This is a genomic window from uncultured Campylobacter sp. (assembly GCF_905372745.1).
In the GTDB taxonomy this organism is placed as follows: Bacteria; Campylobacterota; Campylobacteria; order Campylobacterales; family Campylobacteraceae; genus Campylobacter_A.
Window position 1 is genome coordinate 25,053 of the sequence record NZ_CAJPQR010000012.1, and the last position, 21,932, is coordinate 46,984.

At 46.3% G+C, this 21,932-nt stretch carries 18 protein-coding genes; 12 read left to right on the forward strand and 6 right to left on the reverse strand.

The genetic code is table 11. The features are described 5' to 3' along the window. Positions 1–116 precede the first annotated feature (116 nt). The 3 genes from QZ157_RS05015 to QZ157_RS05025 all read left to right on the forward strand — a co-directional run bounded on the left by QZ157_RS05015 (position 117) and on the right by QZ157_RS05025 (position 4,265). A complete protein-coding gene (locus tag QZ157_RS05015) occupies positions 117–1,214 on the forward strand; it encodes a PepSY-associated TM helix domain-containing protein (RefSeq protein ID WP_295142652.1) in 1,098 nt (365 codons plus the stop codon). Then, positions 1,211–3,349, forward strand: coding sequence for a TonB-dependent siderophore receptor (locus tag QZ157_RS05020; protein ID WP_295142654.1), 2,139 nt, complete (start codon positions 1,211–1,213; stop codon positions 3,347–3,349). Before QZ157_RS05015 ends, QZ157_RS05020 begins: the two co-directional genes overlap by 4 nt. 298 nt (positions 3,350–3,647) lie before the next feature. After that, complete coding sequence (locus QZ157_RS05025; protein WP_295142657.1) at positions 3,648–4,265, forward strand: tetratricopeptide repeat protein; 618 nt, start codon at positions 3,648–3,650, stop codon at positions 4,263–4,265. A gap of 431 nt (positions 4,266–4,696) precedes the next feature. Here the strand turns inward: QZ157_RS05025 and QZ157_RS05030 are convergent, their stop codons facing one another. The 4 genes from QZ157_RS05030 to QZ157_RS05045 form a co-directional block, all read right to left on the reverse strand. Beyond that, positions 4,697–5,869: a HAMP domain-containing sensor histidine kinase gene (locus tag QZ157_RS05030; RefSeq protein ID WP_295142659.1), complete on the reverse strand. Its 1,173-nt coding sequence runs from the start codon at positions 5,867–5,869 to the stop codon at positions 4,697–4,699. Further along, on the reverse strand, positions 5,862–6,524 hold the full coding sequence (locus QZ157_RS05035) for a response regulator transcription factor (RefSeq protein WP_295142661.1): 663 nt from the start codon (positions 6,522–6,524) through the stop codon (positions 5,862–5,864). The genes QZ157_RS05030 and QZ157_RS05035 overlap by 8 nt, the downstream gene beginning before the upstream one ends. Next, on the reverse strand, positions 6,524–6,769 hold the full coding sequence (locus QZ157_RS05040) for a hypothetical protein (RefSeq protein ID WP_295142664.1): 246 nt from the start codon (positions 6,767–6,769) through the stop codon (positions 6,524–6,526). The genes QZ157_RS05035 and QZ157_RS05040 overlap by 1 nt, the downstream gene beginning before the upstream one ends. A gap of 64 nt (positions 6,770–6,833) precedes the next feature. After that, the gene (locus QZ157_RS05045) at positions 6,834–7,745 is read right to left on the reverse strand and encodes an AEC family transporter (RefSeq protein ID WP_295142666.1); all 912 of its coding nucleotides are present in this window, start codon (positions 7,743–7,745) and stop codon (positions 6,834–6,836) included. A gap of 145 nt (positions 7,746–7,890) precedes the next feature. Here QZ157_RS05045 and QZ157_RS05050 point away from each other — a divergent pair, with 145 nt between their 5' ends. From QZ157_RS05050 to QZ157_RS05060, 3 genes are read left to right on the forward strand one after another with little or no spacing between them, the layout of a single operon-like run. Continuing rightward, on the forward strand, positions 7,891–9,102 hold the full coding sequence (locus QZ157_RS05050; RefSeq protein WP_295142669.1) for an efflux RND transporter periplasmic adaptor subunit: 1,212 nt from the start codon (positions 7,891–7,893) through the stop codon (positions 9,100–9,102). Between the two features lie 18 nt (positions 9,103–9,120). After that, entirely contained in the window at positions 9,121–11,049 is a 1,929-nt protein-coding gene (locus tag QZ157_RS05055) for a MacB family efflux pump subunit (protein ID WP_295142726.1), read from the forward strand. A 1-nt stretch (position 11,050) separates the two neighbouring features. After that, a complete protein-coding gene (locus QZ157_RS05060) occupies positions 11,051–12,394 on the forward strand; it encodes a TolC family protein (RefSeq protein ID WP_295142672.1) in 1,344 nt (447 codons plus the stop codon). 107 nt (positions 12,395–12,501) lie between these two features. Here QZ157_RS05060 and QZ157_RS05065 read toward each other — a convergent pair whose 3' ends face one another. Together QZ157_RS05065 and tgt are read right to left on the reverse strand one after the other, a co-directional pair. After that, positions 12,502–13,194 (reverse strand): CorA family divalent cation transporter, encoded by a 693-nt coding sequence (locus QZ157_RS05065; RefSeq protein ID WP_295142675.1) that lies wholly within the window; start codon positions 13,192–13,194, stop codon positions 12,502–12,504. A 9-nt stretch (positions 13,195–13,203) separates the two neighbouring features. Continuing rightward, entirely contained in the window at positions 13,204–14,340 is a 1,137-nt protein-coding gene (gene tgt, locus QZ157_RS05070) for a tRNA guanosine(34) transglycosylase Tgt (RefSeq protein WP_295142678.1), read from the reverse strand. Between the two features lie 35 nt (positions 14,341–14,375). On the opposite strand from tgt, the gene QZ157_RS05075 reads away from it, so the two are divergent. Genes QZ157_RS05075 through mog form a run of 6 tightly spaced genes read left to right on the forward strand, consistent with a single transcriptional unit; the run spans position 14,376 to position 21,927 of the window. Next, entirely contained in the window at positions 14,376–15,779 is a 1,404-nt protein-coding gene (locus tag QZ157_RS05075) for a TrkA C-terminal domain-containing protein (protein ID WP_295142681.1), read from the forward strand. Positions 15,780–15,812: 33 nt separating this feature from the next. Next, positions 15,813–16,850 (forward strand): 3-dehydroquinate synthase, encoded by a 1,038-nt coding sequence (aroB, locus tag QZ157_RS05080; RefSeq protein ID WP_295142684.1) that lies wholly within the window; start codon positions 15,813–15,815, stop codon positions 16,848–16,850. Further along, the gene (locus QZ157_RS05085) at positions 16,847–18,430 is read left to right on the forward strand and encodes a mechanosensitive ion channel domain-containing protein (protein ID WP_295142686.1); all 1,584 of its coding nucleotides are present in this window, start codon (positions 16,847–16,849) and stop codon (positions 18,428–18,430) included. Before aroB ends, QZ157_RS05085 begins: the two co-directional genes overlap by 4 nt. Continuing rightward, entirely contained in the window at positions 18,427–19,716 is a 1,290-nt protein-coding gene (gene mtaB, locus QZ157_RS05090; protein ID WP_295142689.1) for a tRNA (N(6)-L-threonylcarbamoyladenosine(37)-C(2))-methylthiotransferase MtaB, read from the forward strand. Before QZ157_RS05085 ends, mtaB begins: the two co-directional genes overlap by 4 nt. Next, a complete protein-coding gene (locus QZ157_RS05095) occupies positions 19,703–21,370 on the forward strand; it encodes an ATP-dependent metallopeptidase FtsH/Yme1/Tma family protein (protein WP_295142692.1) in 1,668 nt (555 codons plus the stop codon). The genes mtaB and QZ157_RS05095 overlap by 14 nt, the downstream gene beginning before the upstream one ends. A gap of 17 nt (positions 21,371–21,387) precedes the next feature. Next, positions 21,388–21,927: a molybdopterin adenylyltransferase gene (gene mog, locus QZ157_RS05100; protein WP_002951483.1), complete on the forward strand. Its 540-nt coding sequence runs from the start codon at positions 21,388–21,390 to the stop codon at positions 21,925–21,927. Positions 21,928–21,932: the final 5 nt, after the last annotated feature.

Consider the following 21,932-nt stretch of genomic DNA (forward strand, 5'->3'; position numbering starts at 1 on the left):
TTAGCGCAAAATATAGATTCCTTATTTATTTGATAACGGTTTTAGAAATTATTAATTTTTAAAATGCTAAAATCCGCGCCGATTTAAAGTAAATTTTAAAAGGACGAATTTTAAACGTGAGTATACTTGACAAAAAGACGATGTATAAAATTCATACTTATATTTCACTCATATTTTGCATTCCGCTAGTTATCGCATGCTTTACGGGATCGGTTTTGGTTTATAAAGACGAGATAAATAATATCTTAATGCCAGGCGTTATCTACGTCGAAAAAAATAGCGACGAAAACGAGCAAAAAAGTAGATTTAAATTTGACGAGCTAAGAGAAAAAATAGAAAAAGAGTATCCGCATCACGAGATAGTAGGCTGGAATATCGACGCAGATCCCCAAAAAACGGACAAAATTTGGCTGTTAAAGCACGGAGCGGGCGAAAAAGAGTGGGCGTGCGTGTATCTGGACGCTTTTAGCGGAGAGATAAAAAGCGATCTCGTGCCGCATGATAGCGGACTCATCGGGGTTATAACCGAGCTTCACGAAAATTTGCTTCTTGAAAAAAGCGGTCAAATTTTGCTTGGACTAACGGCGATTTTTGCTTTTCTTATTTCGATTAGCGGCTTTATCGTTTACCGAAATTTTTGGACGAATTTACTGCGCCTTCGGTTTGCGAGAATGGCGGTTTTTATGAGCGATTCGCACAAATTTATCGGCGTTTTTTCTACGCCCGTTATCTTTGCAGTCGCGCTTAGCGGTGCTTGGTGGGAGCTTAGGTTTATGTTTATGCCGCCTTTTGATAATTCTAAATTCGTAATCGGTCCGCAAATTTACGATAAAAATATCTCTATCGACGCCCTCGTACAAAAAGCGGCCTCGGATATGCCAGGATTTGAGACGCACTACGTTAGTTTTCCGTTTTATGATGGCGCAAATATCACGCTTTACGGGCAAAAACCGAGTCAAAGCTTCCTACATAGCCAGTACTCAAGCACCGTTTCTTATGATAAACACAGCGCAAATTTAATCGATGTAAAAGATATCGAGCTAGCAAGCAATAAGGATAAGTTTTTATCGACGTTTAGGCGCGCTCACTACGGCGACTATAACGCCGCGACCAAATTTATCTGGTTTTTATGCGGGCTAGCTCCACTTGCGCTTAGCGTTTCGGGCATTTATTTATGGATAAAAAGATCAAATTTTAAAAGGAGAAAAAGATGAAAAATAAAATTTTGTTTTCGGTTGCGGCGATAAATTTGCTAGCGTCCGTTCAAATTTTAGCCGCTCAAAACGGCGAGAACACAGCGGGCAAAGAGACGCTTCAGGCCGTCGAGGTAACTAGCGAACAAAGGCGCGACGACGTCAAATACAACGCCAAAGAGCTTGTAAAAAGTACCACGAGGCTAGACCTCACCTCGCGCCAAACGCCCCAGTCGCTAACCGTCATCACTGAGGCTAGGCTAAAGGATCAAAACATCAACGACTATCAGGTGCTTTTGCGAAATATCCCGGGCGTCACGCTTAACAAGTGGGACGAGCGCGTATATCCTACGGCAAGAGGCTTTAAGATAGATTATTATTTGCTTGATTCGATGCCAAGCTTTGGCGGATTTAGCCTAGGCGCAAACGATATGAGCATGTTGCCCTATGAGCGCGTTGAGGTCGTAAAGGGCGCAAACGGCCTGCTAGCGGGTGCCGGCAATCCGGCGGCTAGCTTAGATTTCATCCGAAAAAGAGCAAATTCAAAAGAATTGACGGGAAATTTTAAACTAAGCGCGGGCTCGTACGATAGATACGGCGTTTCAGGCGACGTGCAAACCCCGGTGACCGCTGACGGCAGCGTGCGGGCTAGAGCGTCTTTTATGCACGAGAAGTCTCGTTCGTATATGGACTACTATAACCGTAAAAATACCGCTATATACGGCGTAGTGGATGCTGATATCATGGATAGTTCGTGGCTTAGCCTGGGCGCGTTTTATCAGGAGCTAAAGCGTCACGGCGTACGCTGGGGTGGAATGCCCGCGTTTTACAAAAACGACTCTAGGCGCGAGTTTGGTAAAAATGAAATTTTTTCGCAGCCTTGGACTAGGTGGGATATCAAGACTTTTGACGTTTATGCCGATTTTAGGCACTATTTTGAAAACGAAGCCAGCCTAAATTTATCCTATTCATTCCGCCGCGCAAATACGGATACTAATTTGCTCTACTACGGCGGCAAGGTAAATTTAGACGACACGGGCGACATCGGCGGGCTTAGCGCCTACGCAAACAAACGCGAAGAAAATATCCACAACGTAGACGCCTACATAAATATGCCCTACGAAGCGTTTAGCTTGCCTCACGAGGTGGTTTTCGGCGCTATGTATAACAACTACCAAAACAGCTCCGATAAGGTCAGTAGTTATTGGTTAAATCGTACGACTCCGGCTGGTCTAGCCTACTCAGCACGCACTAGGATAGATTTTAAAAACCTTCATATCGACGATCCGAGGTTTCCTTACGCCGATCAAAACAACGCCGACAAGACGGTGCAAAAGGCCGTATATTTGGCTAATAAATTCTCAATCACGGACGAGCTAAAGTTTTTGCTGGGAGCTAGGATGAGCTACTATAAGTACCGCATAACAGGCGGCAACGGCAACAGAAACTTTACGCAAGAAATCACGCCGTATCTAGGCATCACGTACGATATCGGCGAAAATCACACTCTTTATGCTAGCTACACGAGTATCTTTAAACCCCAAACCGTAAAGGATATCAACGGCAAATACTTAGACCCCATCCAAGGTAAAGACTATGAGATGGGCATAAAGGGCGATTATTTTGATGGAGCGCTTTCGGCCTCTTTTGGCGTATTTAAGGTCGTGCAAGATAAGCTAGGCGCAAAAACCGGACAAAAGATCCCCGGCACCACGACTGACGCGTACGAAGCTAAAAAAGGCGTAACGAGCAAGGGCTTTGAGGTGGACGTAAACGGTGAGATAAATCAAAATTTAAGCCTAGGTCTTGGGCTTACTCACTTTAACGCCAAGGACGCCGACGGTAAGAAATTTGATACCGAAAGCTCGCGCACTACGGCAAATCTCTTTGCCAAATACTCTATAGCGGACTTTAGAGCGGGTGCGGGAGTGCAGTATAAAAGTAAAATTTACGTCGGTAGCGGCGCAAACGAAATCACGCAAAAGGCCTACACGCTGGCAAATTTGATGTTTGGCTACAGGATAAGCAAAAATTTCGACATCCAGCTAAATATCGACAACGTGTTTAATAAAAAATACTTCGAGGGCATCGGCAATAACAAGATGGTTTACGGCGATCCGCGAACCTTTAATCTAGGTTTTACGTATAGTTTTTAAGCCCTTTAGATTTTTTGCCGCGTAGCTTGGTTTGCTAATGCGGTTATCCAGATTATAAATTCGGCGCTTTTTGTCGGTATTAAATTTGTAAATTTACAGGTTACGATAGGTGCCGAATTTAGATATAAAACTATGGGTAAATTTGCCTTAATACGCTAAAAATACCCTTTTAACGAGCGATAAATTTGTTACAAATTTGGCTCCGTTTGGTTACTGCCAAGGATTTTAAAGTTTATTTTAAGCGTTATTTTGGCGAGCGTAAGGTAAGATTAAGGCAAAATTTTCTTAAGGCTAAATTTTGAAACGCGCTTTTTTTCAAGCTATCTCGCACATTGCCGTTTTTGCGCTGGTTGCGGCGTTTGCTAGCGGTTGCGCCGCGCCGAAAAAGGCAACCCCCGCACCGCCAAAGCCCGTTACGCAGTCTGAAATAAAAAACATCTGCGACGGCAAAAGCCCAAAAGAGTGCAACGATACGGGCGTGAAATTTGAAAATGCCAAAGACTACGAGCGTGCGAAGCTCTGCTATCAAAAGGCCTGCGAGAGCGGCGAGGGCGTAGCGTGTTCGAATTTAGGTTCTCTTTATCAAAAAATCGATCCTGCTAGCGATCAAATTTTACCTCTTTTTTTAAAGGCCTGCCAAGCGGGCAATAAATACGGCTGTTTTAATGCCGCAAACGTTTACCGCCTGGGGCTTGGCGCGCGTAAAAACGACTTCGTGCGCGCGATAAAACTCTACGAAAAATCCTGCGTGCAGCTAAAACACGCTAAAAGTTGTACGAATCTAGGTAGCATGCATCAGTTTTCTTTGGGCGTAGAGACGGCGAGCAGGGACGTGGCGAGGAAATTTTACGAGATAGGATGCGAGCTGGGCGATGAGGTCGGCTGCAGAAATCTTTCGCTAGTAAATAGCGAGTAAATTTAAACCGCAAGCATACGCCTGCGCGAAATCTTTACTCGCCTTGCAAATTTGGATTTGACTAAGATTTTAATCGAATTTTATTAAACTCGCAAAGTCTTGAAATTTTAAAGATGGGGTTTAACCCTTAATTTAATCGCGAGGAACTTTACGGAATATTTTAACTAAACGGCCCGAGGTTTTAAGGACGGTTTGAGCTAAGAATCTATGAAAATCGCTTTTTATTCTCGGGATGCATCATGCGATTTTAACCGCACGGCGCAAATTTTACGACTGAAATTTGCTTAAGAGCCAAAAGTCGTAAAAAATTCGTAAAGTCGTTTTTGTTACTTCAAAAAGGAGTCGGATTAAATTTTGGTCATATAGCGTAATGCTAAATTTAAAATATCAAATTTGGCTCAAAGCCCAAACCGCCGAATTTGATGTCGAATTTATGCTTGCCACCGCAACCTAAACGTCGTTTCTTTGCCAGGTTCGCTTTCGCAGGTTACTGATATGGCGTTGTTTTCGCAGGCTCTTTTGACCAAATTTAGCCCGATACCAAAGCCGCCTTGGTCTTCGTTAAACCGCGTGTATCGCTCGAAAATTTTATCTTGCTGCTCTTTGCTTAACCCCTCGCCGCTATTTGAGATTTTTAGCTCGCCGTCTTGCAAACTAACCGCGACGTAGCCGCCTTGGTTTGCGTATTTTACGGCGTTGCTTAGTAGGTTATCCACCGCACGTTTTAGCTCATAGCCATTTGCATTTATGAGAGCGTCATTTAAATTTAACCTTAGATCAAGCCCTCGCTTGGCAAAAAACGGAGCGAAAAACTCTAGCCGCTCATTTAAAATATCTTTCAAATTTAGCTCCTCTTTTGGTGCGCAGCGCTCGGCACCAAAGGATAAATACGTTAGGTCCTCATAGGTGCGGCTTAGCGTTTTGGCGGCGGTTTGGATGTTGTTTAGGCGCTTTAAATTTCTCTGGCTTAGGCTACTTTTATCTGCCGTTTCGATGCTCATAAGTATGACGCTAAGGGGCGCTTTTATCTCGTGAGTAGAGTCTTTTATAAAGCGATTTAGCGCGGCGATCTTGGCGTGTAGCGACGCTAGCGCGGTCTTTGCTAGATAAAAGGCGATTATCATGATGACGCCTAAAACGATAAGCAAATTTAGCACCGTCCGCAGCCGTAGCAAATTTAGCTCGCTCGTGACGTCCTTGCCGCTTAGCGCGATCTTTGCCGTGGCTAGCTCGTCCGCGCCGCCTTCGTCCATGTTTTGCAAGGCTTCAAATATCTCCACTCGGCCGTCTGCTGCGACCGCGCTGCTTTGGGTGTCGTCAAATTTATCGCAGCCCGCCTCGCCGTATAAAATTTGACCGCTTTTAGCCACGATGCAGGCTTTGACGTCTTTTTCGGCGGTAAAGTTTTTTACCGCGCCAAGCCCGTCCATGCGCGCTTTCATGTAGATACCCATCTTGATCTCTTTTAGATTTTTTACCTCGTTTGAGATGAGGGCTTCTTTTTTCATTTTATAGTCGTTCGTGAAAAAATACCCCAAAAATATGGTGCTAGTGATGAGATAAAGCGAGAGGATTTTTGCTATAACGGCGGAGCGCTCAGACATAGATATAGCCGTCGCCGCGCCTATTTATGATCGCGTCCTTGCCTAAAATGCGGCGTAAGTTTTTTACGTAAACTCGCAGGCTCAGTTCGCTTGGCTCCTCGCCGTAGTTCCAAATTTTCTCAAATATCGTCTCTTTGCTCAGCAGCGCGTTTTTATTTTCCAAAAATAGCGCCAAAAGTTCGCTTTCTTTGTTTGAGAGGTTTACGATTTGCCCGTTTTGCCGGAGCGTTTTGGAGCTTGGATAAAATTTATATCCGCTGCCAAGCTCGATAAATTCGTCATTTACGTGAGAAAATTTGCGCTTGAGTAAAATTTGAATACGAAGTAAAAGCTCTTTTAGTTCGTACGGCTTTTTAAGGTAGTCGTCGCAGCCGCTTTTGTAGCCGATCTCTAGGTCTTGTAGCGCGTTTAGCGAGGTGGTAAAGATCGCAGGCGTGTCGTCGCCAAGCCGCCTAAGTTCGCGCAAAAGGGAGAAACCGTCGCCTTTAGGCAGCTTGACGTCGAGGATGAGGATATCAAAATTTCGCTCGTAGGCGGTATCTAGAGCTGCTTTAGCATCGGCGCGAACGGTCACGTCGTAGCCTTGTTCGCTCAGATACTCGCTGATGAGTTCGCTTAGCGTCTCATCGTCCTCTACGAGCAAAATTTGCGTCATTACATCTTATCCTTTTTCATATCTTTCATATCGTCTTTCTTTTTACCCATATCGTCTTTCATCTCTTTCATATCGCCCTTCATTTCGTCCTTTTTTATCATCATATCGTCTTTTTTCTCCATCATGGCGTCCTTCTTTTCCATCATGGTATCTTTTTTCTCCATCATATCGCCTTTCATCTCGGCGGCAAAGATAGAACCTGTAACGAAAAACGCGCTAAGCGCAACTAAAGCTAACTTTTTCATAGCATCTCCTTTAAGAAAATTTATGATGGAAGTTTAGCCAAGAAACGTGAAACGAGCGTGAAATTTAAGCCATCAAGCTAAATACATACGATAAAAGCGGCAGGCTAATAAAGCTAAACGCCACTCCCACGGCTACTGCGGCTACGGCTAGCTGGCTATCAAGCTCGGCTTTCATGATCATCGCGCTTGCTAGCACCATCGGCGGCATGGCGCACTGAAGGATACCTATCATCCAAATTTGACCGAACTCTACGCCAAAAATCATCGTAACGAGTATGAATAAAAACGGCGCGACGAGCATCTTGCCGACGATTACCACTGCGGTTGATTTATAACAGCTCTTGATACTGCGAAATCCTAGCCCGATGCCGATCGCAAAAAGAGCGACGGGAACGACGCTTTGCGCAAAAAGCGTAAGCGCGTCGAATAGTACCCTTGGAAGCGGAACGCCGCGAAGCAAAAAGCCCAAAATAAGCGCGACGAAAGGAGGAAATTTGACCACTTTCATCACGTTTTGCACGAGTGAAACCTTTGCCGGAGCGCCAAAAGCCAGGATAAAAGGCCCAAAAATGCTAATCGGGATCGAGGTAGCTAGCTGATCGTAAAAGATAACTTCGTTCATCGCATCCTCTCCGAAAAAGCCCTTAATGATAGGCATGCCCATAAATACGGTGTTTCCAAACATTCCTAGCAGTACGGCGCTCACGGTCGTGGCTTTGTTAAATTTTAAAAATTTGCACGCCAAAAATATCGCCGCAGCGCCCAGCATCGAACAGGCAAAGCCCGTGGCGATGACGTTTATAAGCGTGGTGTCGATGTTTACGTGGTAAATTTTATCGAAAATCAGCGCCGGAAGCGCGAAGCAAAGCGCGTAGTTTATGAAAACGGAGGCGTTTTTTTGCTCAAAGACCTTAAATTTTTTCGCCCCGTAGCCGGAAGCGATAATGATAAAAATAGATAATAATTGCGTAAACATTTGCGTAATCCGAGTTATAAATTTTAAAAAGGCGATTATACGGCGGCTAGCATTAAAGAAAAATAAAATTTAATTGAATTACTTAACATCGCCTTAACGGGTTTTTGTATATAATCTCGCGTTAAATTTAAAAAGGCGAGAAATAATGAAAAAATTTATCAAATTTATCGCGGTTTTTGCCGTGCTAGCTGGGGCGGGTTACTACTTTTACGATAAAAATTTTAACGTTCCGCAAGGCGATCAGTTTATCACCTCAAAAGCCGTTCGCGGCGAGCTGGTAAAAAGTATCGAAAGTAACGGCGAGATCTATGCTACCGAGCTAATCGATGTTGGCGCGCAGGTAGGCGGCCAGATCAAAAAGCTCTACGTAAAGCTCGGCGACGTCGTAAAGGCGGGCGACATGATCGCTGAAATCGACTCCGCGACTCAGCAAAATAACGTAGATACCAAAAAAGCCCAACTTGGAATTTACGAAGCGAAGTTAAATTCGGCCAAAGTCGCGCTTGAGATTTCAAAGACCAAATTTAAGCGCGAGCAAGAGCTTTTTGCTAAAAACGCAACCTCAAAAGAGGAGTTTGAAAACGCCAAAAATACCCTAGCCGCAAACGAAGCCTCGCTAAAAGAGATCGAAGCGCAAGTCGCGCAGGCTAAAATCTCTCTAAACACCGCTCAAATAGACCTTGGCTACACTAAAATCACCGCTCCAAAAGGCGGCGTCGTGGTCTCCGTGCAAGTCGAGGAGGGTCAAACCGTAAACTCAAACCAAACTACGCCAACTATCGTAAATATCGCCGATCTAAGCAAAGTCCAGCTAAAAATGGAGATAGCCGAGGGTGACATCACAAAGATAAAAGTAGGCTCAAGGGTCGAGTACTCGATACTCTCCGAGCCGAATCGTAAATTTCACGCTCGTATTAGCTCTATCGACCCGGGCCTCACCACGCTAAGCAACGGCAAATACACCACCACTACAAGCTCAGGCTCGACCGCCTCAAGCTCGAGTAGTTCGGCGATTTACTACTATGCCAAAGCTATCGTAGATAACCCGGACGGCACGCTAAGGATCGGCATGACCACGCAAAATACCGTCATCCTAGATAGCGCTAAAGATGCCGTCATAGTGCCCTCGATAGCCGTTAAAAACGAAGAGGGCAAAAGCGTAGTCTACGTGCTAAAAAAAGACAAAAACGGACTGGAAACGGCCGAGCGAAGAGAGGTGCAAACGGGACTAATCGATAGCCTAAAAACTCAAATTTTAAGCGGAGTAGAGGAGGGCGAGGAGGTCGTGACGAAGCAAAATTCGGCGGCTGAAATCAGCGAAATGCTCGAAAAAGAAAAAAGAAGAATGAAGTTCTAAGGCTAAGTCTTGAAAAATTTGATAGAACTTAAAAATTTAAGCAAGAAATTTAAACTCGGCGATAACGTATTTGACGCGCTAAAAGACGTAAATTTGAGCATAAAAAAGGGCGAGTTTATCGCTATCATCGGGCAGAGCGGATCGGGTAAATCCACGCTCATGAACATCCTTGGCTGCCTGGATAATCCAAGCGGCGGGCAGTATCTGCTAGAAGAGCGCGACATATCTAAATTTGAAGGCGACGAGCTAGCGCGTTTGCGCAGAGAAAAATTCGGTTTTATATTTCAGCGCTATAACCTGCTATCTACGTTAACCACGCTGCAAAACGTAGCGCTACCTAGCGTATATGCCGGCGTTTCTAAAAAAGATCGCGATAAAAAGGCGAGCGAAATTTTAGACGGGCTCGGCCTTGGCGAAAAGCTGCAAAATCTGCCTAGTAAACTTAGCGGCGGACAGCAGCAGCGAGTCTCGATCGCTAGAGCGCTCATAAACGGCGGCGAGATCATCCTAGCAGACGAGCCTACGGGCGCGCTAGATAGTAAAAGCGGCCTCATGGTGATGGAAATTTTAACGAATTTGCACAAGCAAGGCCACACAATCATCATCGTCACGCACGACCCAAATATCGCCGCATACGCAAACCGCGTCATCGAGATAAAAGACGGTAAAATTTTGAGCGATACGGTAAAAAACGAGGAAATTTTTGCCTCCGAAAAACCTAGCTCAAAGCGTAAAAATATCTTTAGCTTTTACAAAGATCAGTTTATCGAGAGCTTTAAAATGTCGATAAACGCGATACTTAGCCACAAGCTACGCTCGGTGCTAACGATGCTTGGCATCATCATCGGCATCACCTCGGTTATCTGCGTCGTGGCGCTAGGGCAGGGCTCGCAGGAGCAGATACTCTCCGATATCCGCGGTATCGGAACTAATACGATCGATATCCTAAACGGCAAAGGTTTTGGCGATATGCGCTCGGAGCGGGTGAGAAATTTGACCGTTAGCGACGCAACTATGCTATCTAAGCAAGGCTATCTAGATAGCGTCACGCCAAACGCCTCTGCTAGTGGTACGCTCACCTATGGCAATAAATCAGCCTCGGCTACGATTAAAGGCGGTAGCGAGGAGAGCCTAAACGTCATGGGCTACAAGGTAGAGGCCGGGCGGGTATTTACCGCCCAAGAGGTCGCAGAGTCGGCATCCGTGATCGTGATAGATCAGCCCACTCGGGAGCAGTTTTTTAAAAACGAGGATCCGCTGGGTAAAACGGTGCTTTTTAATAAGCGCCCCTTTAAAATCATCGGCGTAGTAGCCAAAAACGACAATATGTTCGCAGACTCCAGCACCCTGCGCACGTTTTCTACATATACCGCTGTCATAAACAAACTAACCGGCGATAGGCACCTATCGTCCATCACGGTTAAGGTAAAAGATAACGTAAACGCGCAGATAGCAGAGCAGAGTTTAACTGAAATTTTAACCGCCAAGCACGGTAAAAAGGACTTTTTCACCAGAAACTCCGATACGATCAAAAAAACGATCGAGGAGACTACTAGAACCATGACTCTGCTGATCTCTTGTATCGCCTTTATCTCGCTGCTAGTGGGCGGTATCGGAGTGATGAACATCATGCTAGTTTCCGTAACCGAGCGCACCAAGGAAATCGGCATCAGGATGGCGATCGGCGCGCGTCAGGGAAATATCCTCGAGCAGTTTTTGATCGAGGCGGTGCTGCTGTGTCTCATCGGTGGACTAATCGGCGTCGGAACGGCCTTTGGCATCGGCTATCTAGCAGAAAATTTCGCGCCCGGCGTAAAGATGATATTTTCGCAGACCTCTATCGTGGTCGCGCTCGTCGTTTCTAGCGCGATAGGCGTGATATTTGGCTACATGCCTGCTCGCAGCGCCTCGAAGCTAAATCCGATCGACGCTCTAACAAGGGAATAAAATGAAAAAAATCTCCATAATCCTAGCCGCCTTTTTGCTCGGCGGCTGCGCGGTAACGCAGATAAACGAAAACTACGAGCAAATTTTGCTAAAAGAGGACGCAAGCGCCGATATAAAAATAAACCGCGAGTGGTGGACGGGCTACGGCGAAGCGCGCCTAAACGAGCTAATCGAGCTAGCGCTAAAAAATAATATAGATCTGGCAAAATCAGCCATCGCCGTAAATAAAGCATTAGCTCAAGCAGGCGTCTTGCAGGCTGATCTCGTGCCTAGCTTTAACGCAAATTTGGGCGCAGAAACGGGTAAAAATATAAAAACGGGCGGCAACTGGAGCGAGAGCTACAAAAGCGGCATCTCGCTAAGCTACGAGATCGATCTGTGGCGCAAGCTCGCAAACTCCGCAGACGCCGCCATGTGGGAGGCAAACGCGACTAAATACGACCTGCAGGCCGCCAGACTCGCGCTTATTAACTCCGTCGCGGACGCGTATTTTGAAGCGAAGTATCAAAAAGAGAGCATAAATCTATACGAAAAGACACTAAAAAATTACGAAGAGTTAGAAGCCATCATAAAGGCTAAATTTAAGCTTGGCAAAGAAGAAGAGCTAAGCCTAAAACAGGTCAAAAGCTCGGTAATCTCGGCTAAAAATAGAATTTTAAACGCTGGCAAGAGCCTTGACGCGGCGGAAAAAACGCTAAGAAATCTGCTAAACGTTAGACCCGAGTTTGAGTTAAATTTGAGCGGAAATTTGAGCGATATCTCGCCGCAGGGCGTAAATTTAAACGTGCCTCTTTACGCTATCGGCGCGCGTCCCGACTTGCAAGCCGCGATCTCGCGTATAAAAGAGGCGCTTTTGGGGGTCAAGGTTAGCCAAAAGAACTTCTATCCAAGCATCACGGTAGGCGCAGGGCTTAGCGGTAGCGGCGATAGTGCTAGCGAGGGGCTTAAGCTAAATTTCTTAAGCGGAAATATCGCGATAAATTTGCCGTTTTTAAACTACTCTAAGCTTAAATCAAAGTTAAAAATCTCCGAGCTTGAGTTTGAGACGATGAAGCTAAACTACGCGCAGACGCTAACGACCGCGCTAAACGAGATCGACGCCGGCTACAAAAACCTGCAAAAAGACGAGGCGGTTTTGCAAAATTTAAACGAAAATTTGCGAAATATAAGCTCTATCAGCGACATATATAAGCTCAAATACGACTACGGTAAAACGGAGTTAAAAAACTATCTGGAGGCCCAAAATTCGCTGCTTGAAGGTAGGATCAGCCTGATCGCTCAAAAATATAAAATTTTACAAGACGAAATCGGTATCTATAAAGCGGCAGCTGGAAAAGCGGAGTAAATTTAACTATGCCGCGCGCCTGATTTGCGGTTTTTTTGGGGTGCGCTAAATTTGCGGCAAATTTGACGGCTAGTTAAATTTAGCTAGCCGTCAAATGACCTTGCAAATTACTCGCGCCGTTTGCCTAGGAAATAAAACAGCCCCGCCAGCGTCGCAAAAAGAGCAAGCATAGATCCGGCGACGATAGCTGTGCCGTTTTGAAAGCCGTTTAAAAACATCCCGTTCGTATTCATCCCAAAAAATCCAGTGATCAAATTTAGCGGCAAAAATAGCGCCGAAAGCAGCGTGAGGATGTAGATGTTTCGGTTTATTTTGTCGTTTTTTAGGCTCTGTATATGCGCGTATATATCGTCTATCCTAGCGGCGTTTTCGCAGGCTGCGTTTTTTAGAACGCCGGCTTCGTAGACGTAGTTTTTGAGCTGTTTTTTAAGCTCGGGCCTTTCGTTTTGACAGATGGCCAGAGCCTCGTAAAAGTGCGAAATTTTATTTTGAAATTTGCGTATTTCGTACTTTAAGACCGCGTGCTTTTTGATAAATTTAGTAAAATCCCTCTTGCCCGCGTAAATTTTCTCGTAGCTTTCAAGCTGGGCGGAGTGCTCGGAGATCTTGGCGCGAAACTCGCTCGTCATCTTTTTTACGACGCGGATAAACTCCTCCGCGCCGCTCTCGCTGCCGTCCTGGGCGTAAATTTTGTCGTCTTTAAAGATAAATTTATAGTTTTGTTCGCTACCGTCCGTGACGAGATAGACGTACTCGCACTCATCGGCGTAAAAGTAGCCCGAGATATCGCGCTCGCTCACCGTTTTGCCTTATATGCTCGGCGCGTCTTTACCGCGTTTGGCGTAGAAATTTCGCCTAAATTTTTCAAATTCGCCCGCCGTTATCGCTTCTCTCATCTGTCGCATTAAATTTAGATAATAGTGCAAGTTATGCAAGCTCGCTAGTCGGAAAAACGTCAGCTCGCCCGCTCGGTATAGGTGGCTAAGATAGGCGCGAGAGTAGTTGCGGCATGCGTAGCAGTCGCACTGGGGATCTATCGGAGCGCGGTCGGTTGCAAATTTTGCGGATTTTATGTTTACCTTGCCGAAACTCGTAAATAGCGTGCCGTTGCGCGCGTTTCGCGTCGGCATCACGCAGTCAAACATATCCACGCCGCGAGCCACGTTTTCTACGAGGTCTTCGGGGGTGCCTACACCCATGAGATAGCGCGGACGCGCCGCGTCGATGTAGGGCATCACGGCCTGCACGGTATCGTACATTTCTTGGTTGCTTTCGCCTACGCTAAGCCCCCCGATGGCAAGCCCGTCAAAGGGCATCTCGCATAGAGCCTCGGCGCAAAATTTACGCGCCGCCTCGTCCGTGCCGCCTTGGATTATGCCGAATATATTTTGCGAGAGCCCTTCGCCGTTATTTTGCTTAAATTTATGATAATCTATCGCCTCTCGCGCCCATTTTATCGTGCGTTTTATGCTTAGCTCCACGCGCTTTTTTTCGGCGGGAAGTGCTACTAGATCATCTAGGATCATCATGATGTCGGAGTTTAGGTCGTACTGGGTATCTAGCACCGAGCGCGGCGTAAAATAGTGCGCGCTGCCGTCGATGTGGCTTTTAAATTTGATGCCGTTTTCGTCCGGTTTTGAGATTTTGCTTAGCGAAAAGGCCTGAAAACCGCCGCTATCGGTTAAAAACGAGCGGTTAAATTTAGTAAAGCCGTGTAGGCCGCCGAGCTCTTTTACGACCTTGCTGCTAGGACGCAAGTAGAGGTGATAGGTGTTGCCTAGGATGATTTGGGCATCTAAAATCTGCATCATATCCACCGCGTCTAGGCTTTTAACTGCGCCTACGGTACCCACAGGCATAAACACGGGCGTTTTGATCGTCGAGTGAGCGGTCGTTAGCGTGCCCGCGCGCGCCGCACCGTCCGTTTTATCTATACTAAAAGTCATTTTGATATAATAGCCCCTTTAAATTTGGAGTTTTAATGAAAAATATCTTGATAGTTGCGGACGGCATTGTAGCTAAATATTTCTTAGAAAGACTATTCGTAGCGCGAAATAACGCTCATCACTACACGGTTATTGCTATGGACGAAGAGATTTTGGGAGGGGAAAATTTAGAAAATTTTACCTTTTACCGCTTTGATCCGACGAGTTTTGATCGTCTTAAGCAGGTAGTTAGCGGCTATTTTAGCCAGTTTATGATAATGCTAAAAGACGGCTTTGAGACGGTTAGCGTCTATAACAATCTGCGTCAAATCAGCAAAAAAACGGAAATTTTAATGCTTGATCTTTGGGGGCTAGGCGGGTTAGAGGACGACTCGCATCTAACGGTTTTAGACGGGCGAGGCATCGTGACGGCTAGGCTCATGGATTATCTGCCAGATATCCCCGTAGTAGCCGATAACGTGGGGCTTGGACAAGGCGAAATAATGGAAGTAAAAGTACCCGTAGGAAGCTCGTTTATGTACCGTCATATCAGCTCCATAACGCAGAAAAAATGGCGCATCGCGATGGTTTATCGCGGCTCAAATTTCATGATCGCAAAGCCAAATTTAATGATCCTGCCAAACGACGTTTTGCTGATAGTGGGCGAGCCTAGCGTGCTTTTAAGCGTATTTAGAAGCGTGAAAAAAGAAACGGGGCAGTTTCCAAGCCCTTTTGGACATAACACTTATCTGTTTTTAGATATGCGCGCCATGGGAGAAGAGGCTTGTTTACGGCTGCTAGAACAGAGCCTAAAACTGCACGAAAAGCTAAATAGCAAACGCCTCTACGTCAAGGTCGTAAATCCGACGTTAAATTTAGCCTACGAGAAACTAAAATCGGTCGGAGACGAGAGGGTTGCGGTAACGTTTGATTTTTTCGGTCGCGGCGTAGAACAGATAAAAGACGACGTATTTAAAAACGACGTCGGGTTAATAGTAACCGATAATAAATTTTTCTCGGCCCACAAAAGGATGCTATTTGAGCTTAAAAGGCCGGTAACTACTATAGGCCGAGGCGACGCGGACGAGATAAAAAAAGGCGTGATACTAAGTAGCGGTTTTGGCGACGAGATAGAAAACCAATCAGCCGTCATCATGGACTGCTGCGCGCAGCTAGATACGCAAATCTCGCTATATCATTTCGGCGCTCTTAGCGGCGGCGAGGGTGCGGAGGAGCATTTTGATAGCCTTTCTAAAATTTTCGGACGTAAGGTCGAGATAGTCGAGGATAGAAATATAAATCCTATTTTAAAGCTAAAAAACGAGCAAAATTTGATTCAGTTCGTGCCTTTTAGCAAAAAAATAAGCAGACCCGATCCGTTTGCGGCGTTTTCAAACGACATGAACCGCCTATACGCGCGCCTTAGCGATAATTATCAAATTTTTATACCGATAAATTAGGCTATTTTGGATAAAATAAAAGCGGAGAATACGATGAAAATAGATATAAAATTTGACGGTAAGCCGGGCTACGGCGTTTATATAAACGAGCTAAAAGAGCTTAAATTTGACGCTAAAGTCGCAATCGTGACCAACGCAAAGGTAGGCGGGCTTTATCTGCAAAATTTACTCTCACGCATAGATTGTCCGCAAAAATTCGTTATCAGCGTCCCAGACGGCGAAGAGTATAAAAATATGCAAACTATCGAGGCGATCTTGGAGCAGCTTTTTGTTAGCCGCCTTGACCGTAGCAGCGTGATCATCGCACTTGGCGGCGGAGTGGTGAGCGATATGGCGGGCTTTGCAGCGAGCGTTTTTGAGCGCGGGATCAAATTTATAAACATCCCGACTACTCTGCTAGCGCAAGTGGATGCTAGCGTGGGCGGAAAAACGGGCGTAAATAACAAATTCGGCAAAAATCTAATCGGCTCGTTTTATCAACCTAGCGCCGTTTACTGCGAAACGGGATTTTTAAAAACGCTTGAAAAGCGCGAATTTGCAGCAGGCCTTGCGGAAGCCGTAAAGATGGCCGTAACCTTTGACGAAAAGCTATTTTCGTGGATGGAGAGCGCAAATTTGACGGATGAGGCGAATTTGCAAAATTTAATCTACCGCTGCGTGCAGATAAAGGCCGCCGCCGTAGAGGCCGACGAGCGCGAAAAAGGCGTACGAGCGGTGCTAAACTACGGACACACCTTCGCTCACGTGATAGAAAACGAAACGAACTACAAAAAATATCTACACGGCGAAGCGGTGGCGATCGGTATGAATATGGCTAACGCGCTAGCGGTGAAGCTTGGCCTCATGAGCGAGGAGCAAAAGGCGCGCGCGGCGGAGCTTTTAGTTAAATTCGGCCTGCCGATAAGCTACAAGGTGCCAAACGCAAGCGGCTTTTACGAGGCGTTTTTCCTTGATAAAAAGGCGGAAAACTCGGCGATCAAATTTATCCTGCCGCGAGGTATCGGCGCATATGAGATACGAAAAGACGTGCCGCGCGAGCTTGTAATGGACGTTTTAAGAGAGTTTGAATGAAAAAAATTTTATTTGTTTTAATCGCCGTGGCGGCGGTTTGGGCGGTAGACGATATCCCCGATGACTACGGCGCAAAAGACGCTCAACTAGCCGAACTAAAAAGCTCGCTAGATACTATAGAGTCCAAGCTATCCGATAACGTTTGGGCTACTCGCTACTCAAACTATAACACGTTTCAAAAGCTAAGCGCGGAGCTAGAAGAAACGGAGGCCGCGATAAAAAAACAGGCCAAAAATACGGAAAAAGTGCTCGAGCTACAAAAAAAGCAAAGCACGCTAAAAGAGCAGATCGAGCTTTTAAAAGAGTTTCAAAAAGCTCCGTTTTCTAGCATGATAACGGCTCCCGAGATTGAAATTTTACAAAAGATAACCAATCCCGTCGCGGTAATCCCCGGTTTTTCATACATCAAACAGCTTAAAAGCGAAAAAGACGAATACAAAAACCGCTTAGAAGGGCTTTCTAAAACCGCGGACGAGCTGGGTAAAAAAGAGCGAATTTTATCTCAAATCGTAAAGCTAAGCGACGAAGCGCAGTTTTTAGACGAGCTAAACGAGACCAGGCAGGAGCTTGCCGAATTTAACGCGGCGGCCGATATCGCAAAGACTACTTACGGCGTGTACGAAAAGCGAGTAAACGAGGCGATAAACCGCACGAGCGAGGATATAAAAGCGCAGATGAAAAAGGCGCTTGACATCGTGATTTTTATAATCGCCTCGGTCGCGCTTTCGTTTTTGTTTAAATTTATCATTAAAAAAACGATCACGGATAACGAGCGCCTCTACACGGCGAATAAATTTATAAATCTCGTAAATATCACGCTAATCGTCGTGATTTTGCTTTTTGCCTATATAGAAAACGTAACCTATCTAGTCACGGTGCTAGGCTTTGCGTCTGCGGGTATCGCGATAGCGATGAAAGATATGTTTATGAGTATGCTAGGCTGGACGGTCATCGTTTTTGGCGGTAGTTTTCACGTCGGCGACCGCATAAAGGTGCGCAAAGACGGAGAGGACGTCGTGGGCGACATCATCGATATCTCGCTGCTTAGGATGACTATTTACGAGGACGTTACGATCGTGACCGTAAACTCAAACCGCAGGGCAGGGCGAATTATATTTGTGCCAAATAACTATATCTTCACCGATCTAATAGCAAACTACTCGCACCACAGTATGAAAACCGTATGGGACGGTATAGACGTAGTTTGTAGCTTTGAGTCAAATCATAAAAAAGCCGCTCACATCATCAAAGATATCGCGCGAAAATACTCTAAAGGCTACACGGAAATAGCCAAAAAACAAATGAGTAAGCTGCGAAATCAATACAGCATCAAAAATCCAAACGTCGAGCCGCGCGTGTTTACCTTTATCGAGCCTTACGGCGTGAAAATTTCGGTCTGGTATATGGCAAATACCTTTGCCACGCTATCTTTGCGAAGCACGATAAGCGCGGAGATCATGGAGGCTATCGCTAGCCACGACGACATCGTGATCGCCTATCCTACGCAGACTATTTATATGGATAGACGCGTAAAAGCCGGCGAGTCAAAGCCGATAGGCGAAGGCGGCGAGGAAATATGAAATCAAACTCAAATTTGACCCCGCAAGAGCCGCGCCGAGAAAAGGTATTTTTTAAAACCTTCGGCTGCCGCACGAACATCTACGACACCGAGCTGATGAAAAGCTACGTCAAAGACTACGATATCGTTAGCGACGAAAACGAAGCCGACATCGTAGTGGTAAACTCCTGCACGGTCACAAACTCCGCAGATAGCGGCGCGCGCAGCTACATAAACGGCATAAAAAAACGCGGCGCTAGAGTGATACTAACCGGATGTGGCGCGGTGAGCAAGGGCAAGGAGCTGTTTAACAAAAGCGCGGTTTTTGGCGTGATAGGCGCTAGTAAAAAAGAGGATATAAACGCGCTTTTAAAGTCGCAAGATCCGTTTTTCGAGCTGGGAAATTTAAAAAGTATCGACAAAAATATCGTAACGAACTACGAAAATCACACTAAAGCCTTTATCAAGATCCAAGAGGGCTGCGACTTTGCCTGCAGCTACTGCATCATCCCAGCCGTCCGCGGCAAGGCGCGCAGTATGGACGAGGAAGCGATCTTGCGCGAGGCTAAAATTTTAGCCTATAACGGCTACAACGAGCTGGTGCTAACGGGCACGAATATCGGCAGCTACGGCAAGGATACGGGCTCAAGCCTGGGTCGCTTGCTAGGTAGGCTCGGTAAAATAGGCGGCATAAAGCGCATAAGGCTAGGCAGTATAGAGCCTAGCCAGATAGACGAAAGCTTTCGCGAGATTTTAAAAGAGAGCTGGCTAGAGCGGCATCTGCATATCGCGCTTCAGCACACGAGCGAGACGATGCTACGCATCATGAGGCGGCGAAATCAGGCTTTTAGGGATTTGGAGCTATTTTTGGAGCTTAGCCAGATGGGTTTTGCGCTAGGAACCGACTATATCGTGGGGCATCCGGGCGAGAGCGAGGATATCTGGAGCGAGGCGCTAGAAAATTTTAAAAAATTTCCGCTCACGCATTTGCACTGCTTTGCGTATTCGCCGCGCACGGGCACGCACTCGGCGGATATGAAAACGGACGTTAGCGGCGACGTGGCGAAGGCTAGGCTTAAAATTTTAAAGCAAATCGTAGCGGAAAATAATTTTAAATTTAGGCAAGAGTACGCCAAAAAAGGCGGGAGCCTAAACGTTTTAGTCGAACAGCTAAACGGAGAATTTTACGAGGGTTTTGATCAATTTTACAACAAAGTAAAAATCAAAACGGATAAGCAAATTTTAAAAGAGTGGGCGGTTATAGATAAATTTGAAGTAAAAAGCGAGGGAGATTATGCGCAAATTTAAGCTAAATAAACAAAAGATAATCCTCATCCTAACAGTACTTTTAGCGGTCTTGCTAGCTATCGCCGTCGGTAGAAGCCAACCAAAAAACATAATGTATGAAAGCTACGAAAAGCTACTAGAGGGCGGTATGATCGAGAGCGCGACGATAGACGGCGGCCAGATCGAGCTAACGACCAAGGGAGGGCGTAAATACCTCATCGTAAAAGACGGCGTAGACGTGCGAAAACTCATGCAAAAAGCGCCCGTAGATATAAAAAAAGACACGCCCGTGCTGGATGAAATTTTGGCCGTTTTAGCGCTACTTGTTATCTGTTTCGCGGGGCTTGCGGTTTATGCGAGGTTTAAAAAGCAAAAACTCGCCGCTCAAAACGAGAATCAAAAAGCAAACGCCTATGAGTATGAAAATATCTCGGCTAGCTCCGTGCAGCCTGCTATCTCAAACGTCAAATTTAGCGACGTAGCGGGTATAAAAGACGTCAAATTTGAGCTCGGCGAAATAGTGGATTTTCTAAAAGATCCCGTAAAATATAAAAAATTCGGCATCAAAATGCCAAAAGGCGTGCTGATGGTCGGGCCTCCAGGAGTGGGCAAGACGCTAGTAGCAAAGGCCGTGGCAGGTGAGGCGGGAGTGCCGTTTTTTTACCAAAGCGGCGCGAGTTTCGTGCAAATTTACGTCGGCATGGGCGCAAAACGCGTGCATGAGCTGTTTTTAAAGGCTAAAGCCTATGCGCCCTCTATCATCTTTATCGACGAGATCGACGCCGTGGGCAAGGTGCGCGGCGGTAACCGAAACGACGAGCGCGAGGCTACGCTAAATCAGCTGCTGACCGAGATGGACGGCTTTGAGGATAACTCGGGCGTCATAGTTATCGCTGCAACTAACCGCATAGAGATGATAGACGAGGCGCTGTTGCGCTCGGGGCGATTTGATAGACGTATTTTTCTTTCGATGCCTGATTTTGCCGATAGGGTCGAGATTTTAAAATCCTATCTAAAAGACAAAAACACGAGCGTAGATGCGCAAGACGTGGCGCGCATTAGCGTCGGCTTTAGCGGAGCGGCTCTTTCTACGCTGGTAAATGAAGCCGCGATAAACGCGCTAAGACGCGGCGGCGAGATGATAGAGTTTAGCGATTTTGAAAGCGTTTTAAACAAAGTCTTGCTCGGAAAAAAGAGGATTTTAAGCTACAACGACGAGGAAAAGCGCATCCAGGCGCTCTATCAGGGCGCAAAGGCTTTGGCGGCGTATTGGTTCGGGATAGAATTTGAAAAAATTTCGCTCGTAGAGGAGCAGTTTATGCGTCCTGAGCGAGAGATAGAGTCGCGCTCGCAGATGTTTGCTCGCATCAAGGTATGTTTGGCGGGTATGAGCGCGCTAAAGATGGTCAAAGACGATACCTTTTCAAACTCGGGCGCCGACATCCAAAAAGCTCGCGAGATAGCGCAAAATATGGTCTTTGAGTATGGTATGGGGCGCGCTTTGATACCAAATGCGGCGGATGCCGAGGAGCTACTACAAGAGGCATACGCCGAGGTCGGAGCGTTTTTAGCCGGTATGAAAACGCAGCTAGAGCGCATCAGCGAGCATATCGAGATTTTTGAGAGTATCGACAAAGACGCGCTGGGCAAAATTATCAAAGAGTATTACAACTAAATTTAAAGGAGAAAAAAATGAAAGCAAAAATCGGAATTTTGACGCTGAGCGACCGCGCTAGCGAGGGCAAATACGACGATCTATCGGGCGCGGCGATAAAAGAGGTTTTAGACGGCTGGATAACGAGCGAGCGCGAGTATTTTTACGAGGTGATTCCCGATGAGATCGAGCTCATAAAAGAGCGCCTAAAACACATGATAGACGTGCTAGGCTGCGATCTAGTGCTGACTACGGGCGGCACGGGGCCGGCTCCTCGCGACGTGACGCCTGAGGCAACCGAAGCCGTATGCGAAAAGATGATGCCCGGCTTTGGCGAGCTAATGCGCGCTGCTAGCCTAAAATACGTCCCCACCGCGATCCTATCGCGCCAAACGGCTGGCATCAGAGGGCACGCGCTCATCGTAAATTTACCCGGCCAGCCAAAGGCGATCAGAGAGTGCCTAGAGCCGGTTTTCCCAGCGATTCCGTACTGCATTGATCTCATCGGCGGCGCATTTATAGAGACTGATGAGAGCGTGATGAAGGTCTTTCGCCCGAAACAAAAGAAAATTTCGTGATCCAC